This window comes from Bacillus sp. FSL W8-0116 (assembly GCF_038003825.1).
GTDB lineage: Bacteria > Bacillota > Bacilli > Bacillales > DSM-4216 > Bacillus_O > Bacillus_O smithii.
Window position 1 is genome coordinate 2,887,567 of the sequence record NZ_JBBOPY010000001.1, and the last position, 16,963, is coordinate 2,904,529.

At 41.6% G+C, this 16,963-nt stretch carries 18 protein-coding genes and 1 tRNA gene; 14 read left to right on the forward strand and 5 right to left on the reverse strand.

What is annotated here, in order from left to right:
* Positions 1 to 165: 165 nt before the first annotated feature.
* Positions 166 to 552, forward strand: a complete 387-nt coding sequence (locus tag N1I86_RS13730) for a DUF4190 domain-containing protein (RefSeq protein ID WP_003355370.1) — start codon at positions 166 to 168, stop codon at positions 550 to 552.
* A gap of 42 nt (positions 553 to 594) precedes the next feature.
* On the opposite strand, the gene ispG is transcribed toward N1I86_RS13730, so the two are convergent.
* Positions 595 to 1,689 (reverse strand): flavodoxin-dependent (E)-4-hydroxy-3-methylbut-2-enyl-diphosphate synthase, encoded by a 1,095-nt coding sequence (ispG, locus tag N1I86_RS13735; RefSeq protein ID WP_390895381.1) that lies wholly within the window; start codon positions 1,687 to 1,689, stop codon positions 595 to 597.
* 105 nt (positions 1,690 to 1,794) lie between these two features.
* Positions 1,795 to 2,118 carry a hypothetical protein gene (locus N1I86_RS13740; protein WP_327796970.1) on the reverse strand — a complete coding sequence of 108 codons (324 nt, stop codon included), beginning with the start codon at positions 2,116 to 2,118 and terminating at the stop codon, positions 1,795 to 1,797.
* A 282-nt stretch (positions 2,119 to 2,400) separates the two neighbouring features.
* Here N1I86_RS13740 and N1I86_RS13745 point away from each other — a divergent pair, with 282 nt between their 5' ends.
* From N1I86_RS13745 to N1I86_RS13765, 5 genes are all read left to right on the forward strand, one after another.
* The gene (locus N1I86_RS13745) at positions 2,401 to 2,883 is read left to right on the forward strand and encodes a DUF456 domain-containing protein (protein ID WP_341096763.1); all 483 of its coding nucleotides are present in this window, start codon (positions 2,401 to 2,403) and stop codon (positions 2,881 to 2,883) included.
* Positions 2,884 to 2,935: 52 nt separating this feature from the next.
* Positions 2,936 to 3,009, forward strand: a tRNA-Ile gene (locus tag N1I86_RS13750).
* A 345-nt stretch (positions 3,010 to 3,354) separates the two neighbouring features.
* A complete protein-coding gene (gene sodA, locus N1I86_RS13755) occupies positions 3,355 to 3,963 on the forward strand; it encodes a superoxide dismutase SodA (RefSeq protein ID WP_003355365.1) in 609 nt (202 codons plus the stop codon).
* A 95-nt stretch (positions 3,964 to 4,058) separates the two neighbouring features.
* The gene (locus N1I86_RS13760; RefSeq protein ID WP_003355364.1) at positions 4,059 to 5,273 is read left to right on the forward strand and encodes an MFS transporter; all 1,215 of its coding nucleotides are present in this window, start codon (positions 4,059 to 4,061) and stop codon (positions 5,271 to 5,273) included.
* Positions 5,274 to 5,626: 353 nt separating this feature from the next.
* Entirely contained in the window at positions 5,627 to 7,777 is a 2,151-nt protein-coding gene (locus N1I86_RS13765) for a peptidoglycan D,D-transpeptidase FtsI family protein (protein WP_341097362.1), read from the forward strand.
* An 801-nt stretch (positions 7,778 to 8,578) separates the two neighbouring features.
* On the opposite strand, the gene N1I86_RS13770 is transcribed toward N1I86_RS13765, so the two are convergent.
* Positions 8,579 to 9,067, reverse strand: a complete 489-nt coding sequence (locus tag N1I86_RS13770; RefSeq protein WP_341096766.1) for an endolytic transglycosylase MltG — start codon at positions 9,065 to 9,067, stop codon at positions 8,579 to 8,581.
* A 91-nt stretch (positions 9,068 to 9,158) separates the two neighbouring features.
* Complete coding sequence (locus tag N1I86_RS13775) at positions 9,159 to 9,533, reverse strand: helix-turn-helix domain-containing protein (protein WP_003355360.1); 375 nt, start codon at positions 9,531 to 9,533, stop codon at positions 9,159 to 9,161.
* Between the two features lie 436 nt (positions 9,534 to 9,969).
* Here N1I86_RS13775 and N1I86_RS13780 point away from each other — a divergent pair, with 436 nt between their 5' ends.
* From N1I86_RS13780 to N1I86_RS13815, 8 genes are all read left to right on the forward strand, one after another.
* The gene (locus N1I86_RS13780; RefSeq protein ID WP_003355358.1) at positions 9,970 to 10,428 is read left to right on the forward strand and encodes a DUF4912 domain-containing protein; all 459 of its coding nucleotides are present in this window, start codon (positions 9,970 to 9,972) and stop codon (positions 10,426 to 10,428) included.
* A gap of 322 nt (positions 10,429 to 10,750) precedes the next feature.
* Positions 10,751 to 11,899, forward strand: a complete 1,149-nt coding sequence (locus N1I86_RS13785) for a glycosyltransferase family 4 protein (RefSeq protein WP_341097363.1) — start codon at positions 10,751 to 10,753, stop codon at positions 11,897 to 11,899.
* Positions 11,900 to 11,956: 57 nt separating this feature from the next.
* A complete protein-coding gene (locus N1I86_RS13790; protein ID WP_003355354.1) occupies positions 11,957 to 12,553 on the forward strand; it encodes a hypothetical protein in 597 nt (198 codons plus the stop codon).
* 49 nt (positions 12,554 to 12,602) lie between these two features.
* On the forward strand, positions 12,603 to 12,752 hold the full coding sequence (gene rpmG / locus N1I86_RS13795; protein WP_003355353.1) for a 50S ribosomal protein L33: 150 nt from the start codon (positions 12,603 to 12,605) through the stop codon (positions 12,750 to 12,752).
* A 122-nt stretch (positions 12,753 to 12,874) separates the two neighbouring features.
* Positions 12,875 to 13,444: a 5-formyltetrahydrofolate cyclo-ligase gene (locus tag N1I86_RS13800; RefSeq protein WP_081473110.1), complete on the forward strand. Its 570-nt coding sequence runs from the start codon at positions 12,875 to 12,877 to the stop codon at positions 13,442 to 13,444.
* Entirely contained in the window at positions 13,431 to 14,210 is a 780-nt protein-coding gene (locus tag N1I86_RS13805; RefSeq protein ID WP_341096768.1) for a DUF92 domain-containing protein, read from the forward strand. The genes N1I86_RS13800 and N1I86_RS13805 overlap by 14 nt, the downstream gene beginning before the upstream one ends.
* A gap of 219 nt (positions 14,211 to 14,429) precedes the next feature.
* Positions 14,430 to 14,624, forward strand: a complete 195-nt coding sequence (locus N1I86_RS13810; RefSeq protein WP_003355350.1) for a hypothetical protein — start codon at positions 14,430 to 14,432, stop codon at positions 14,622 to 14,624.
* 109 nt (positions 14,625 to 14,733) lie between these two features.
* Complete coding sequence (locus tag N1I86_RS13815; RefSeq protein ID WP_341096770.1) at positions 14,734 to 15,927, forward strand: rhomboid family intramembrane serine protease; 1,194 nt, start codon at positions 14,734 to 14,736, stop codon at positions 15,925 to 15,927.
* Between the two features lie 60 nt (positions 15,928 to 15,987).
* Here N1I86_RS13815 and N1I86_RS13820 read toward each other — a convergent pair whose 3' ends face one another.
* Positions 15,988 to 16,860 carry a hypothetical protein gene (locus tag N1I86_RS13820; protein WP_003355348.1) on the reverse strand — a complete coding sequence of 291 codons (873 nt, stop codon included), beginning with the start codon at positions 16,858 to 16,860 and terminating at the stop codon, positions 15,988 to 15,990.
* Positions 16,861 to 16,963: the final 103 nt, after the last annotated feature.

Sequence of the window (16,963 nt, forward strand, 5' to 3'; positions counted from 1 at the left end):
TTTTTATAAGATACAAAAGGTTTTTCAAACCGAATGGGCAGGAAAGGTGATGTTGATTAAAATGTCTTTCCTTCAAGTTTTTTACCAAAAGCACCAACCATTCACGGAAGTAATGAGATGCCTGTTCGGTAATATTATAAATGTTCCTGTAACATGGAACCTCAAATGAGCATCCATATTCCGTATGAAAAGCGGGGGATTGCATTGGACGAAGAAAAACAAGGTACAGAAGAAAACGAATATAAAAACACGGATCATAAAGAGGAAACGGCTGCAGAAATTGCCGCACCTGTAATAGATGATCGAGAGGATCATACAGTTCGTGAACGTGAACGGGATGGCGATGAGGAAAACTCCGGAAGTTATATCGGCATCGCCGCGCTGGTGCTTTCCATTATTTCTCTGTTTACCATGCCTATTTTATTTGGCGTTGCCGGCATCATCGTCGGTTTCATGGCCAGAAGAAGAGGGGCGGAGTCGCTTGGAATATGGGCGATCGGCATTGGAGCTGTTGCAGTCGTGATGGGACTTTTTGTCCTTCCGTTCTTTTAGCATTTTACAGAAAAAAAGAGGCTGGCTTAAGCCGGCCTCTTTTTATGCATTTTGTTCTTGCTTTTGTTTTTGATAATATTCTTCTGCAATGGCATCGATTTCTTTTTTCAACTCTTCAACCATTGTTTCTTCAGGTACTTTTCGCACGATTTTTCCTTTTCGGAACAGCAGTCCTTCACCGCGTGCTCCCGCGATGCCTATATCTGCTTCTCTTGCTTCACCAGGACCATTGACGGCGCATCCAAGAACGGCCACTTTAATCGGGGCTTTAATTTTTTGGATATATTCCTCGATTTCGTTTGCAATGCTGATTAAATCAATTTCAATTCGGCCGCATGTCGGGCAGGAAATTAATGTCGCCGCATTGGAAGAAAGACCAAATACTTTTAATAATTCCCGGGCAACCTTTACTTCTTCAACAGGATCGGCGCTTAAAGAAACACGCAAGGTGTTTCCGATGCCTTTGCTAAGAATGGCTCCTAATCCAGCTGCGCTTTTGACGGTGCCGGCAAAAAGTGTTCCGGATTCCGTAATTCCTAGGTGAAGCGGATAATCAAAAGTTCTTGCAGCCTTTTCATATGCTTCGATCGCTAAATTGACATCAGAAGCTTTTAAAGACACGATGATATCGTGAAAGTCGAGGTCTTCTAAAATGCGAATATGGTGCAGTGCACTTTCCACCATTCCATCAGCGGTCGGATATCCGTACTTTTCAAGAATTTTTTTCTCAAGACTTCCTGCGTTGACGCCGATTCGGATCGGGATCCCTCTTTCTTTGGCTGCTTTGACAACCGCTTCTACTTTTTCCCGTTTCCCGATATTGCCGGGATTAATCCGAATCTTGTCTGCTCCGCCTTCAATGGCTTTTAAAGCTAATCTATAGTCAAAATGAATATCCGCTACTAATGGGATATGGATTCTTTTCTTTATCTCGGGGATCGCATTTGCTGCTCGTTCATCCGGACATGCAACACGAACAATTTGGCAGCCGGCTTCTTCCAATTGATGAATTTGCCGTACTGTCGCTTCTACATCATGCGTTTTCGTGGTGGTCATGCTTTGAATAATCAATTCATTGCTACCGCCAATCGTTAAATTTCCCACTTTTACCGGCCGCGTTTTTGAACGATGTATAATTTCACCCAAGTGGATTCTCTCCTTTTGATATCATTAAATTAATAAGCTCTTTTCATTAAATAATTGTACCAGTCTTTGTTGAAATAGCAATAAATAAACTTAAGTTCACTCATATACGGGGAATTTATACGTTCTTCCAACCATAATGTCCTCCGGTTTCAGACCGTTGTTTAATGTTTCGAAGTCATGGATGACTTCGTCAATCGATACCGGCAAAGTTCCCTGTTGAATTCGTTCAGCGACCGACAGAACCGTATCTCCCGAGTGGATTTTGATTTCCTTATAAGGAATGGATGAATGGGCGGCAGGTGCTGATAATGAAAATGGGCTGGTTTTTGGTTGGTTTGACGGAAGAGTTCCAATTTTTAGATCATATCCTATGGCTATAATGACGACAACAAGAGCGAGTAACATTCCTAATCTTTTCATATTTGTCCCTCCGTAGTATACCTTATGACCGCTTTGTTCTTTTTATGAAGGGATAGAAAGAATGTTTTTCTGAAACCACGAATATTTTCTTTATGTTTTCTCTTTAAAATGTGCGTGTTTTTTTTGTTGATCGGTGAAAAGGTTTTGAAGTATCGTCGTTTTCCGCTACAATAAATAAAGCATGATGATCTTTCTCTCATGTATGTTTTATTGGGGGCATAAAACTTTCTGTAAAGACCTCAAATGAGAATGGTCGAAAGCAAAAAAAGGGAGGAGACTTTTTTGTCGATTCTTTTTTGGATCCTTATATGGATTTGCATCATCATTGCCTTTATCGGACTCATTTATCCGGTCGTACCAGGAGTGCTATTTTTGATGGGCGCTTTCTTGCTGTATGGACTGTTTTTTTCATTTGAACCGTTTAGCTGGGTATTTTGGACGGTTCAAGGGATTTTGGTCGTTTTGCTGTTTCTTTCAGATTATATGGTCAATTACTTCGGGGTCCAAAAGGTTGGCGGTTCCAAAGCAGGAATTTGGGGAAGCACAATTGGGCTTATTCTCGGGCCTTTTGTCATTCCGGTTTTCGGTATCGTGATCGGACCGTTTCTTGGCGCGTTGATTGGAGAATGGGTATTTCATCGGACTTCTTTTTCTCAAGCGGTGAGAATTGCTCTTGGTTCTGTTGTGGCCTTTTTTGCGTCCGTATTGACAAAAGGTATCATTCAGATCGCCATGATCGTGTATTTCTTCTGGCAGATTCATTGATGTCATTGACAGATCGATCATCAGGGTGTTATATTGTGGAGTGAAATGAGGAGGACCCTTAGCTCAGCTGGTTAGAGCAGACGGCTCATAACCGTCCGGTCGCAGGTTCGAGTCCTGCAGGGTCCATAGACTTTGTTTAGCCGCAAGTTCGTTGCGGTTTTTTTGTCAAAAAAATCGCAGTTTTAATTCAGGCGAGTATTGGGAATCCTATCATTGGCCCTTTCGCGAAGAAAGAATTTCAACAAAACAATCCAGCTTTAGATGAAAAGGAAAAAGGACAAATAGGGGGCGGGTACATTCCATTTTGGCAAGTGCTTGTCATATTTTTATGGGTAATGGCCAACACAAATTTTATGCAAACAAAAGCAAAAAAATTGAAAGTCCACACTATCTTTGGTAATGTAATAATTGGAAACGGTTGAATCACATGTTTCAAAATTTAAAAATGGATTACATAGGGAGGAATTAATCATGGCTTTTGAACTTCCAAAATTGCCTTATGCTTATGACGCTTTAGAACCACACATTGACGCGAAAACAATGGAAATTCATCATACGAAACACCATAACACTTACGTGACAAAATTAAACGATGCGTTGAAAGGAAATGATGAACTTCTCAGCAAATCTGTTGAAGAAGTGATTTCTAACCTAGATGCCGTTCCAGAAAATGTACGTACGGCTGTTCGCAATAACGGCGGTGGACATGCTAACCATTCTCTTTTCTGGACGATTCTTTCTCCAAACGGCGGCGGTGCTCCTTCAGGCGAATTGGCAGATGCTATCAACCAAAAATTTGGAAGCTTTGAGAAATTTAAAGAAGAATTTTCTGCTGCAGCAGCAAACCGTTTTGGTTCCGGCTGGGCTTGGCTCGTAGTGAACAACGGTGAATTAGAAGTAACGAGCACACCAAACCAAGATTCTCCATTAATGGAAGGTAAAACTCCTATTTTAGGATTAGACGTTTGGGAACATGCTTATTATTTGAATTATCAAAACCGTCGTCCAGACTATATCCAAGCATTCTGGAATGTAGTCAATTGGGATGAAGTAGCAAAACGCTACAGCGCTGCAAAATAATGACAAAGGCGAATCCTTTCAAAGGGATTCGCCTTTTCTTGTATAAGAGCCCCCTTTGTTTCAAAAGATAGGAGAGAGACAAAGGGGAGTTTTTTATGAACAAACAATACAAAAAATGGTTTGGAGATGTAGAATTAACAAAAGAATTGCTGATTTTATTAACGATCGGCGGATGCTATTCTTTAAGCGTGGCGCTTTCCAACACATTTGTAAACATTTATTTATGGAAACAGTCCGGAAAGTTTATGGATTTGGCGATTTATAATTTAATGGTGGTCATCTTTCAGCCATTAACGTTTATTCTCGCCGGGAAATGGGCCAAAAAAGTCGATCGAATCATGGTTTTGCGTATGGGAGTCAGTTTCTTGGCCCTTTTTTATTTATCTGTCCTTTTTTTTGGCGAACGGGCCCATGAATTTTTAGCTATTCTCGGCGCTTTGCTGGGAGTGGGATATGGTTTTTATTGGCTGGCGTACAATGTCTTAACGTTTGAGATTACGGAACCAGAAACCCGTGATTTTTTTAACGGATTTCTCGGAACGTTAAGTTCAGCCGGGGGGATGGTCGGTCCCGTTTTAGCCGGATCCGTTATTTCACGGTTTGAGTCGTTTGTCGGGTATTCCATTATCTTTGCCGTGTCGCTCGGTTTATTTACGATCGCTGTTCTTTTAAGTCTTATGCTGAAAAGAAGGCCGGCGCATGGTCAATATTTTTTGAAAAGGATATGGAAGGAGAGGAAAACGAATCAGAATTGGAACCGAATTACGATTGCTCATTTTTTCCAAGGTTTGCGGGAAGGCGTGTTCGTATTTGTTATTTCCGTTTTCGTCTTTATTTCGACGGGAAGTGAATTTTCGTTAGGTACCTATGGGTTGGTGAACTCAGGAATTTCTTTTATTGGTTATTCTTTAGCTTCGCGTCTGATCAAACAGGAATTTCGGAAGCCAGTGATACTGGCTGCAGGTGTGGTCCTATACTTGTCCCTTTTTTTGATTGTGTTTCATCCCACGTTCCCGAAACTTTTGATTTATGCAAGCATGATTGCCATCGCGTATCCCTTTCTACTTGTTCCGTATATTTCGATTACTTATGATGTGATCGGCCGTTCTTGGAAAGCAAGTGAAATGCGGGTCGAGTATATTGTGGTGAGAGAATTGTTTAACAATGCCGGCCGTATTTTTTCGGTTTTATGCTTTATATTCGCCATTCATTTTTTTCCTGAACAAAAAAGCATTCCGATCTTGTTGTTAATCGTTGGAGCTGGTCATACGCTGATTTATTTTTGTATTCGAAACATTCGCATCGAATAGTCAGTGCTCGTACTTAAGGACGGATCCTTCCATTTTCATCATGGAAAATACAATAAATAAGTCCATGAAAAGGAGGGATCTGATCCAATTACGATATCTTGATTTATAATACACCATACATAATATAAATAGATGTAGATGTACTCACCAAAATGGGCGTATTCCGTTTTAATATTCGATTTTTCCATGTTTTAAAAGAAAATCATCTATCATTTTACATGCTTTTTTTTATAGAAAAATGGCTTGGTTTTGTTTAAAATGATAAAGAGAAAAGAGTTATTGTAAAGAGAGGATTGTTCCCATTGAAAAAAGCAAAGAGAGCAAAAAGAACGCATGTACCGTTTCGGGTGAACATGTTGTTTTTTATTGTCTTTGTGTTGTTTTCTATTTTAATTTTTAGGTTAGGGGTTGTACAAATCGTTCAAGGGGAGGACTACGAAAGGAAGATTGAACGCACGGAGAATGTGACGGCCAATACAAGCGTCCCTCGCGGCATCATCTATGATCGAAATGGTCAACCGGTGGTGGAAAACCGCTCCAAATACGCCATTACGTATACAAGATCGAAAAACGCCGGTCCTAAAGAAATGCTGAAAACGGCCAAAAAATTGGCTACTTTGATTCACATGGATACGGATAAAGTCACCGAAAGAGATAAAAAAGATTATTGGATCATGACTCATCCGAAAGAGGCGAAACAGAAGATTACGAAAGAAGAATGGAAAAAATATAAAGACAATCAATTGTCTGACGATCAATTATATCAATTGCAGCTGAAGAGAGTCACCAAAAAGGATTTAGCTTCCTTGACAAAACATGACTTAGAGGTATTGGCGATTTATAGTAAATTTAATTCTGGATATGCGATGACGCCGCAGATTGTGAAAAACAACGGAGTGACACCGAAGGAATATGCTTTGGTTAACGAGAATCTCGATTCTCTTCCTGGTGTGGATACAACCGTTGACTGGGACCGTTCCTACGCTTACGGGGAAACGTTAAAGTCGGTGCTAGGGAAAATTTCGTCTTCTAATGAGGGGCTTCCTCAAGATATGCTTGATTATTATTTATCAAAAGATTACAGCCGTAATGACCGTGTTGGCAAAAGCTACATAGAATATCAGTATGAAGACGTTTTGCGCGGACAAAAAACAAAAATTAAAAATATAACAGACAAAGACGGCAACATCCTTGACTCCCAAGTTGTCAGCAAAGGGAAGCGGGGAGATGATCTTGTTCTGACAATCGATATGGATTTGCAAAAAGCGGTGGATGAGATCATTTCCCAAGAACTGTCAAGAGAAATTCCGGGAAGACGGTATTTGGATCGAGCTTTTGTCACTATGATGGATCCGCATACCGGTGAAATTTTGGCCATGGCCGGAAAAAAATACGAAATCGACAAAAAAACCGGTAAACCTGAACTTGTGGATTTTTCCCTTGGCAATATGACGACTTCCTATGCTATGGGGTCAGCTGTCAAAGGGGCCACATTATTAACAGGGTATATGACTGGTGCGATTCATCCGGGACAATATCTCGTGGATGAACCTTTAAAATTTAGAGGAACCCCCCCTAAGAGCTCATGGTTTAACCGCACCGGCGCCATGTCCATTAATGATTTATATGCTCTTAAGCGGTCTTCAAACGTTTATATGTTTAAAACGGCCATTGCCATCGGAAAAGGAACCTATCGTCCGAATCAAAGCCTTCAGATTGATATGAATGCTTTTAATGTCATGAGAAGCCATTACGCTCAATTTGGCTTAGGTGTGCCTACGGGTATCGATTTGCCGAATGAACAAGTCGGCTATAAAGGAAAGATCGATCCAGGTCGTCCTGGTTTGCTTTTGGACCTTGCGATCGGGCAATTTGATACGTATACGCCTCTGCAAATGGCACAATATGTTTCAACCATTGCCAACGGCGGCTATCGAATGGAGCCGCACATCGTAAAAGAAATTCGCGAACCAGTATCAGATTCCAAAAAGATTGGTCCGGTCATCACAACGGTTGAACCAAAGGTGCTGAACAGAATCGATGCTAAAGCCTCTTGGATTCAACATGTACAAGAGGGCTTTAGAGAAGTCATGCAGGATCCGCAGGGAACGGCTTACAGCGCTTTTTATGATGCGCCTTACAAACCGGCCGGGAAAACAGGGACGGCAGAAGGGGTATATGACGGACCAAAAAGCGAAGAATTTTTGAAAAGAGGTCAACAGCTGCCGATGGTTTGGAATTTGACGCTTGTTGGTTATGCTCCTTATGACAATCCGGAAGTTGCGTTTGCCGTCGTTGTGCCGTGGGTCTATGAAGGAAACGGAAGCTCGCAAATCAACTATCGTATTGGTCGTCGAATTTTGGACAAATATTTCGAACTAAAGAAAGAACGTGCACAAAAACAAACATCCGACGTCGTCGTGGACGAAATGCCAAAACAGGACAACCAATCCAACGATAAGTCGAAGAGCAAAAGCTCCGATTCAGATAATAGCCAAGGATAATCGAAAAAGGGCCGAAACGAACAGTTGAGATGTTCGTCTCGGCCTTTTTATGTGCGCCCGGCATGTACATGAACTATAGGGTGTAAGTCCCGAACCCCGAAGACAGAAGTAGAGGTTAGCCAAGAGCAAGGGTGTCCGTGGTGACGCGGAATCTGAAGGAAGCTGGAGGCAAAACACCGGACCGAGGAACACGAACCTCATATAAGGCTAGGTATGATGGAGTGAGTTTGCATAACAAAACAAAGCTCTTTCTGTCGAAGGTCATATCGAGTAAATGAGGCGGATAGATGGTGTGAAAGTGCATGTACTTACCCGGGGAGGTCTGGCGGATATGTGAAGTACTCTTCATAACCTACTTAGTGATAAGTAGCTGAACCGTCAGAAGTCAGCAGAGGTCATAGTATTAGTTGGTCTAGAACAACTAAGAAGGACCGAACAATGAAGAGAGAATAGCCCTTGGTATTCAGTGAGTCATGATGAACACAGAAAACGTAGTACCTCACTTGAGGGAGGAAGCGGTGAATCCCGTGGGAGACCTCTTGGAGGGTGGAGTGACCACTGGCATAAAGAGAACAGCTATTCACGGAAGTTATAAAGACTTGCGTCAATGATCTTAATTGAACCGCCGTATACGGAACCGTACGTACGGTGGTGTGAGAGGACGGGAGTTAATCGCTCCCTCCTACTCGATTATCAAAACCATAATGGGATTGCGTGAGAGAAGTTCTTTTCTTAGCTTCTCTTATGTACAATATGGTCTATCATATCGAAATCGGAAAAACACTGGATGGCTAAAATCGATTATTTTGACTTTGTAATGGTGTTGGCAATATCCTTCATCGTCATTTGCGAGTTTAATGAATACGTACCGATTTGCAGTTTTTTGGAAAAGCCGTTTTGGTTCATGTACTCACTAAATTGACTGGCGCTATTGATGATTTTTTCTTGTTCCAAACGTTGGGCGATTTGATCTGGCGTCGTTCCAGGCGATATCGTTAACCGGAACGAACGATTGGCATTGGTCGTTTCTTTAGATGACTCATTCTTCGTCTTGCGAGATGTATCCACCTGCAGTTTTTCGCGCTTCGAGCTATATGATTTTCGATTTATCGGCTGATTACTTGACTCTTTCGGGGAAGAAACCGTGTACCCCTGTTTTTTCAATGCGTGTATCATCTCTTGAGTGCTCATACTGGCTTCAGGTTGATGGAAAAACTGTACAAATAAAAATAAGGCCAATGCTGCTGAAAGCAATCCAAAAGCGAATGCACGTACTGTTTCTCTGCTCATTTCCATTCCTCGCTTTTTATTGTCTTGCGGGTTTTCGATTTTTTATTTTCAGAATCCGTTTCCAATCATCCGGATTCTTTGCATCCCGTCATCAAAAAATCATGTCCTTCTTATATTCATTGCTTTGATAAGGTTTTAAAATTTGTTTGACTTGGCTGAGAGAAAGGGAAGATTGTTTGGCGATTTGATCCATGCTCTTTCCTTGGAAATATAAGGATATCACTTGATTGCGAATGATTTCGTTCACTTTTTGACGGGAATTTTTCTCTTCGGAATAGGGATCTCCCATTAAAAGTTCCTCTTCCAAAACTTTCAGCTTCTTTTTCACCTGGTAATTTTCTTGAAGGAATTGAAGCGATATTTCTTCTAGCTGCTGTTCCATCGTTTTGAAACGACTTTTCATGAAAAAAGATAGAATGAATAAAAGGAGCGATGCGGCTAATAATCCCAAGATAAACCCATACATACTTTTCACCCCAAATCGATATAGATACTGTTAGTTATAGCATATTCCGCAAAATTCTTCCATACATCATTGTAGAATAAGAGTATCTAATAAACGAAGGGAAATTTAAAAAAGGTGCCTGAAAACACATTGGTGGACTCTTAATCTGTGTATAAAGGGAAAGAGTCGATAGGGAATGGTAGATGAGAGCAAAGGGGCCTGTGCAAAGAATCGTCATGATCCATAAGTGGTGGGTCTATGCAGAGAAAAGAGTTTTCTTAATTTATTTTGAAAAAATCAGTCGATCAGAATGGATAACAAGCGGTGCGGCAAATTTTGACAAAATGCGTTTATTGTGGAAAAGCGGCAGGGGTGATACCATGAAGATAACGAAAAATATACTGAATGCGAGAAATGGCAACGGAGGACCAAAAAGAAGCAAGAGAGGGCAGATGAAATGGTGCAAACAACTTGGAAGCCATTTGTGAATGAATTATCGGCGGCTCTTCTTCCGTTTCAAAAAGCGCTATGCTCATGGATCATAGATGAGCGATTTGTTGCGGCCGTGATGGAATTTTATCAAAAACCAGCTAACGAACATATTTGGGATTTGCGGCTGTATGACATAACGGGTATTTGTTTCGATGGCAATAATGCTTGTAGTGCCCAAACATTTAAAATAGCGAAAGATCATCATTATTGGATCATAAAAGGATTGCAATCAGGACATTCTTACATTTTTGAATTGGGGTTTTGGACCATTACCCATGAATTTTTTCCTCTTCTTCGTTCTAATGAAATTCATTGTCCTAGTGCCGAAACAGGGGCTGAAAAACTTTCAGATGGGGTGATCAGCGAGGATAGACAACGACCTAAATGGCGCGGACATATAAGCACCTATTCTTATTATGAATAATGGAGGTGCTTTTGCTTTATTGACAAAATAAGGGAAGCTTTTATTGCAATACAAAAAAGGGCTCTGCGAATAACCTCCTTAATCTTCCCGATTCATCGGAAAAATGGTCCTCGAAATAAACAGAGCAGAAGAATCGACATCCGGAAAACAAAAGCTTTCACGAAAGTATATGAAGGAGATACGAATTTATGATGAGAAGGGAAAAACGGGAAGGGAATGAATTTCTAATCTTTGTCCTTTGTTATTTTTGGAAAAATGTTTCGCCCATTTTCTTGCCGGGAGTTTTGCAGCTGTGACCAACTCTTGCCGACTTGCTGTTTTGATGTTTTCATGGGAGTTTCCTCCGCATTTGGCAGGAGGGCTTGCGAGACATGTGGAGGGGTTGTCATCGGCGCTTTCAGACGAAGGTGTTGAGATTCATCTCATCACTGCTGAAAGCGAGGGAATGCCCGTATATGAACGAAAAAACGGCATCCATATTTACCGATCAGGTCCCCTTCATCCAAATGAACCCCAATTTCTGAAGTGGGTCGCCGATTTAAATAGTTGTATGATTCGCAAGGCAGGAGACATTCTCGCCCATCATGAAATACATCTCATCCATGCCCATGATTGGCTGGTAGCAGGCGCAGCGCTTTCGTGCAAACGAATTTTTGGTCTTCCTCTTATCACAACGGTTCATTCCACTGAATATGGTCGAAGCGGAAACAGGATGTCCGATATACAGCGAATCATTCATGAAAAGGAATGCGAATTGATGTTGCAGAGCGACCGCTTGATTGTCTGCAGCGCACCAATGAAAAAAGAAGTTCAACAAATCTTGACTCACCACCCGCCGTTATCCGTTATTGCCAACGGCATCGATACAGAAAAAGATAAAGAATGGTCCTCTTCGTGTTTGAGTGGACGCTTTCAATGGCTGAAAGACAAGACGTATTTCTTTTCAATTGGAAGAATGGTATGGGAAAAAGGATTTCAGACTATCATCGAAGCGGCGCCGATGATGATGAACTCGGCTGATCTTTGTTTTATCATTGCCGGAAAGGGACCATTGTTGGAACGATTTCGCCAACAGGTAAAAGAACGCGGTTTGGAAGATAACGTTTATTTTGTCGGATATGTAACGGAAGAAGAGCGCATTGCGTTATTAAACCATTGTACGCTTACGATTTTTCCCAGCCTTTATGAACCGTTTGGCATCGCTGCCTTGGAAGCAATGGCCGCCAAGAAATTGGTCGTGTCCGCCAACACCGGAGGACTCGAGACGTTTATCAAGCACCAGCATTCCGGGATTCTTTTCGAAGCAGGAAATCCCGAAAGTTTAACGAAAGAAATCGTCTCTGTATTGAATCATCCAAGTATGATAGATAAACTGGCGCGGCAAGGCTATCATACGGCAAAACACTTATACAGCTGGGAAGAAGCCGCAAAGAAAACGAAAAAGCTATATGAGTCCATATGGATCGTTTAATAGAATCGAAGACGAGGGGACCGTTTTATAAAACAATAAAGAATAGGGTGTGAAGAGATGAAAAAAAAGCAGCGACTCGTAAAAAATGACATGGGTAGCACTCATTTTCATTGCTATTGTTTGGTGAATAGTCGGAAATTTTCGAACATAGATAACGACATTTTCTTTGAAATCGAAGAAAATAACGGTTATGACGGAAAAAAGCTTGATTTTCGCATAGAAAGCAAATCTCCGAAAAATAATGAGATTCAAATCATCTTTGTATTGGCGACGTCGCCAATGGCTGAAAAATCCCAAACAATCGGCTATCTTTCGCCCATAGACGGAACGGTTTGGAGTTTTGAACAGAAAAAGAGATGTATGTTATCGGCCGAAGCAACGAATGGAACGGTGCTGAAAAGCGTTTACCCGGTCAATGAACGAAAAACATTTATGAAGTGGTTTGAAGAGCTTCCATACGGAACCGTTCATTATCATCCATTTGTTTTCGGGCGGCATGCTGTCATCTTGTCCTTTCGCTTTCACCTTTGTGAAGGAGAATCGGGCAGAGGAACCATCTTGCTGTTTGAACAGGAATATGAGGAAAATCAATATTCCAAGAAGGATCTGCGGGAAAAACAGACTAGCATTTCGAAAAAAAAGATGATATTATAGAAAAGTCGTATGGAAAACGAGACTTGCTTTGAGGTTTGGAGGGAAAAAAATGCGCGTAAACATCACTTTAGCATGTACGGAATGCGGTGATCGTAATTATATTTCTACGAAAAATAAGCGTAACAATGCTGATCGTCTTGAGCTTAAAAAATATTGCCCAAGAGAAAAACGCGTTACTTTGCACCGCGAAACAAAGTAAACAGCAGGCTGTTCCCTGCTGTTTTTTTTGTGCATGTCGACTGCGGCTGTTTCCGTTTTTTTAATATAATTAATAGAGACAGGTATTAGAAGAACGAAGACGGTTAAAAGGAGGAGGATGTTTTGGACAAGAAGGAATGGAGAAAGAAGATGAAAAATACGTTGTCATCTCTTTCTAAACAAGAATATGAGCAATATTCTTATCGTATTTCTAAGTCATTGTTTTCAACAAAAGAGTGGCAGGAGGCTGCTGTCGTCGGTGTAACGGTTTCCATCGCTCCGGAAGTGGATACATGGCAGGTGATCCGTGAAGCATGGAATCAAAAAAAGACAGTGGCCGTTCCTAAATGTCTTCCCGATGAAAAAAGGCTCCAGTTTCATACATTAACTTCTTTTCTGGAGTTGGAAACTGTTTATTACGGGTTATTTGAACCGAATCCGGAACGAACGGAAAAAATGGATCCGGCAGATATCGATCTTCTCCTTGTACCGGGCCTTGCTTTTATGAATAATGGCTATCGATTAGGCTTCGGCGGCGGCTACTATGATCGATTTTTAAAACTATATAAAAAGCAAACGGCGTCGCTGGCCTTCTCTAGTCAAATCGTTTCGCAGCTGCCTGTGGAATCTCATGACATTCCTGTTCAAAAAATCATCACGGAAGAAAGGATCATTGAATGTGACAGCATTTGATTGTTTCGTGATGACTGTGATTGTTCTCGTTAGTTTGGCGGGCGTTTATGGAAATGCCTTATCTGTTTCAGGTGGTATCGCGGCCATTATTACGGGTTTGACGATTTATTGGGCTGCCGATTGGAAAGGGCTCGTCGTGCTGGGTGCTTTCTTTTTCTCTTCAATCCTCTTGTCTAAGTGGAAATCGAAAGTGAAAGAGCCATCGGAAGAACGTTTGGCGAAAGGATCCAGGCGAGATTGGCAGCAAGTATTGGCTAACGGGGGACCGGCTGTCCTTTTTCTAATCATTTACCATTTCGAAAGAGACATACAATGGCTTTGGGCCTTTATCGCTGCCATTGCTGCGGCCAATGCTGATACATGGGCTTCAGAAATCGGGATTGTCGGTAAAAAGAAACCGATTTCCGTAAAAACATGGAAACAAGTCGAAAAAGGTGTGTCTGGTGCGGTGTCTTTAGTGGGAACAGCGGGGGCTGTCGGTGGCGCGGCGTGGATTGCTGTCATTGCATACTTACTATATTTGCCCTCCCTTTTAAGCGTGATCGGTTTCGCCGCAGCAGGCTTTTTCGGAAATGTAATCGATACGTTTTTGGGTGCTTATTTCCAGAGCGAATATGAATGTCCGAATTGCGGGGTTCATACTAAAAAACGTTTTCATTGCGGGAAGAACACCATCCTTAAGAAAGGGCATCCTGTGTTTAACAATGAAACCGTCAACTTTCTTTCAAGCTTATTGGGCGGCTTGTTGGCATGGATGATGATCTAAATGATTCCTTTTTGTCTTTGCCACTAAGAGATTTTATCCCTTGAAATCTTGAATGAGCGCGTGCTGAAGAAAAGTTGTTACCGGCTTTTGAAATTTGCTCCATTCATAAGCTCACGAAATGGCGCCGGCCAATTTGTTTTTCTTTATATGAGGAAATCATTCCTTCAATCGGAATAATTGCGACCAATGTATCGCAAATTAATCCTAGGAGGGATGAATATGAGAACAAACTGGACAAAATGGATCGGCTTCGGAGTACTGGCCGTTGTTATATACCGCTACCGTTATCGGCTGGTCAATCTTGCGCTGGGAAGCATGATTCTTAGAAGGGTTGCCGTCCAACTATTCATGCGCATTCCAGGCGTCCAAAACAGAATCATGCGTGTACTGACTCCTGTTACGAGCTATAAATGAATGGAAAATGGATCCTTCAAAATTCTTTACAATTGGATTGTGACTTCGCTATAGTAGAGTCATAATAGATGCGCTCTTTTTGCGCAGTGGCTCAAAGGAATGTGATTTCATGAGTTTTCGCGAAGACTATATTTTTTGGCGCCTTGCTTATTTTTTGTTGATGGAACAAGATTATCGGCTCATGGCAATATCCGATGACCGCCGGGAGTTGTGGTTGGAAAATACGGCAATAAAACGAGCTCCAGTTGTCCGGTTGCTTCGCCATGAACTTGACTGGAGCAATTGGCTGCAAAGGGACATTCAGCTGACGGCAGCAAACGGGGAGAAGATCCGCAAGCGTTTCATGAGAAGAAGGCTCAATGTTGTCAGTATGTATGTATCCAAATACCCACCGGTCGATGATTATGAACATTTGCTGAAAGCACCTTATACTCCGCTCGAGACTTCTCAAACAAACGTCACCCCAATATTGTTCGCTCAAGGTCATGAAGAAGAAGCATTTGATCAGTTGAATACGCTGTTTCAAAATGGAGCTCGACACTGGCATTTTCGTGATGCTTATGAGGAAAGCGAAGTTCAATCCCTTGAACAGCTTGTTTTGACTGGAGCTGTTCAAAAAGAAGAAAAGGATCGAAATTTACTTGAGTATGGCAACCCTTTTTTCACCTACCTTTTTATCGCTGTTCAAGTCGCCGTGTTTCTCTTGCTGGAGATAAACGGCGGGAGTACGAATACGGATACGTTGATTCGATTTGGCGCTAAGTTCAACCCGCTTATTCTCGATGGGGAGTGGTGGCGCTTTTTTACCCCGATTTTTCTTCATATCGGCGTTCTACATTTGCTGATGAATACGATGGCATTGTACTATCTTGGAACCATGGTCGAGAAAATATTCGGAAGATGGCGGTTTTTATGGATTTATTTGTTTTCCGGTTTTCTCGGTTCGGTTGCCAGTTTTGTCTTTACTCCCAATCTGTCCGCAGGGGCGAGCGGTGCTATATTTGGTTGTTTCGGAGCTCTTTTATTTTTCGGATTTGTAAACCGCAGTTTGTTTTTTCGGACAATAGGGATGAACGTGATTGTGGTCATAATCATCAATTTAATTTTCGGGTTTACTGTGCCCGGAATAGATAATTCGGGACATATTGGCGGATTAATCGGCGGATTTTTAGCTGCCGGTGTTTCCTATGTTCCGAGTCAACGCAACTGGAGCCTTCAGGCGACGTTTTTCCTCCTTTCTTTCCTGCTGACCGTTTTTCTTTTATGGACAGGATATCATGGTGGATTTTTTCGGATAGCTTAAATTTGGTTTATCATGCCGGTTAAACCCAATATCAGCGATAGGCAAAGGAACTATAAAAGATTAAGGGATGATTTGTTTTAATGCGACGATCTCTCCATCTTTCGTTTCAAAAACGACGTAAAGGACATTTCCTGTTTTAGAGAGAAGAATAAGCGGAATGGTGCTATCGATAGGATCCTCGATAGTGCCATTTTCTTTTTTTATTCCAAGAAAATAATTTTTGTAAAGCCCTTCCCATAAACGGCCGATAATCGTCTTCGATTGAGGCAAAGACAAGTTAGGAAGTTTCATATGACTGTAGGCGGCTAAGTCCGTTAACGGAATTTGGATAAAAGCATTCGGCTGTAGATGGTATTTTTGATAGGCTCTGGAGGCGATCTTCTCCAATTGTTTATTGGTATGTTCGGTTAAAGTTTTGGACCATTTGATTTCGATTGGGTTTCCAGGCGTCCGAAAAGAAAGTAACGGGGTTTTGGCGGCATCAATGACAAACAATTGATCCGAAGACATTTCTTGGGCGCTTTTGATCTCACTCTGGTTCTGATGCAGTTCAGCATAGTGAAAAGAAATAGCTTGTAGGAAGGCGGATCCGTTTCCGATGTAATCATCGCGGACCGTGATTTTTTGCGTTTGTTCTTTCCATTTGTTTAAAGTTCCGCGCAATCGTCCGTTAACAAATAATAGGCTGATATCTTGACGCAAATAGGCCTTTTGGGAAAGAAAGGACTGAATTTCCCAGGAAACTTTGTAAGCTTGATTGGCATGTCCTGTTTTGAATTGAAGCTTCGTATAGGCAGAAGGAAAATCTGCAGTGGGATGGAGAGGAAAATACATAATGCTTTCTTCTGTTTGATTCATGTTGCGAATGATGAAAAAAATAATGACAGAACATAGGATGGCGGCCAATCCCAGATATGTTCTTTTTTTTATCACTTCGGATACCTTCTTTCCTGTTTGTCCATTACAATGTATGATCATTCTTCTTTTTTATGTCTCTCTTTTCATATTTACGAGTCTCGCACATAAACAACGGTTG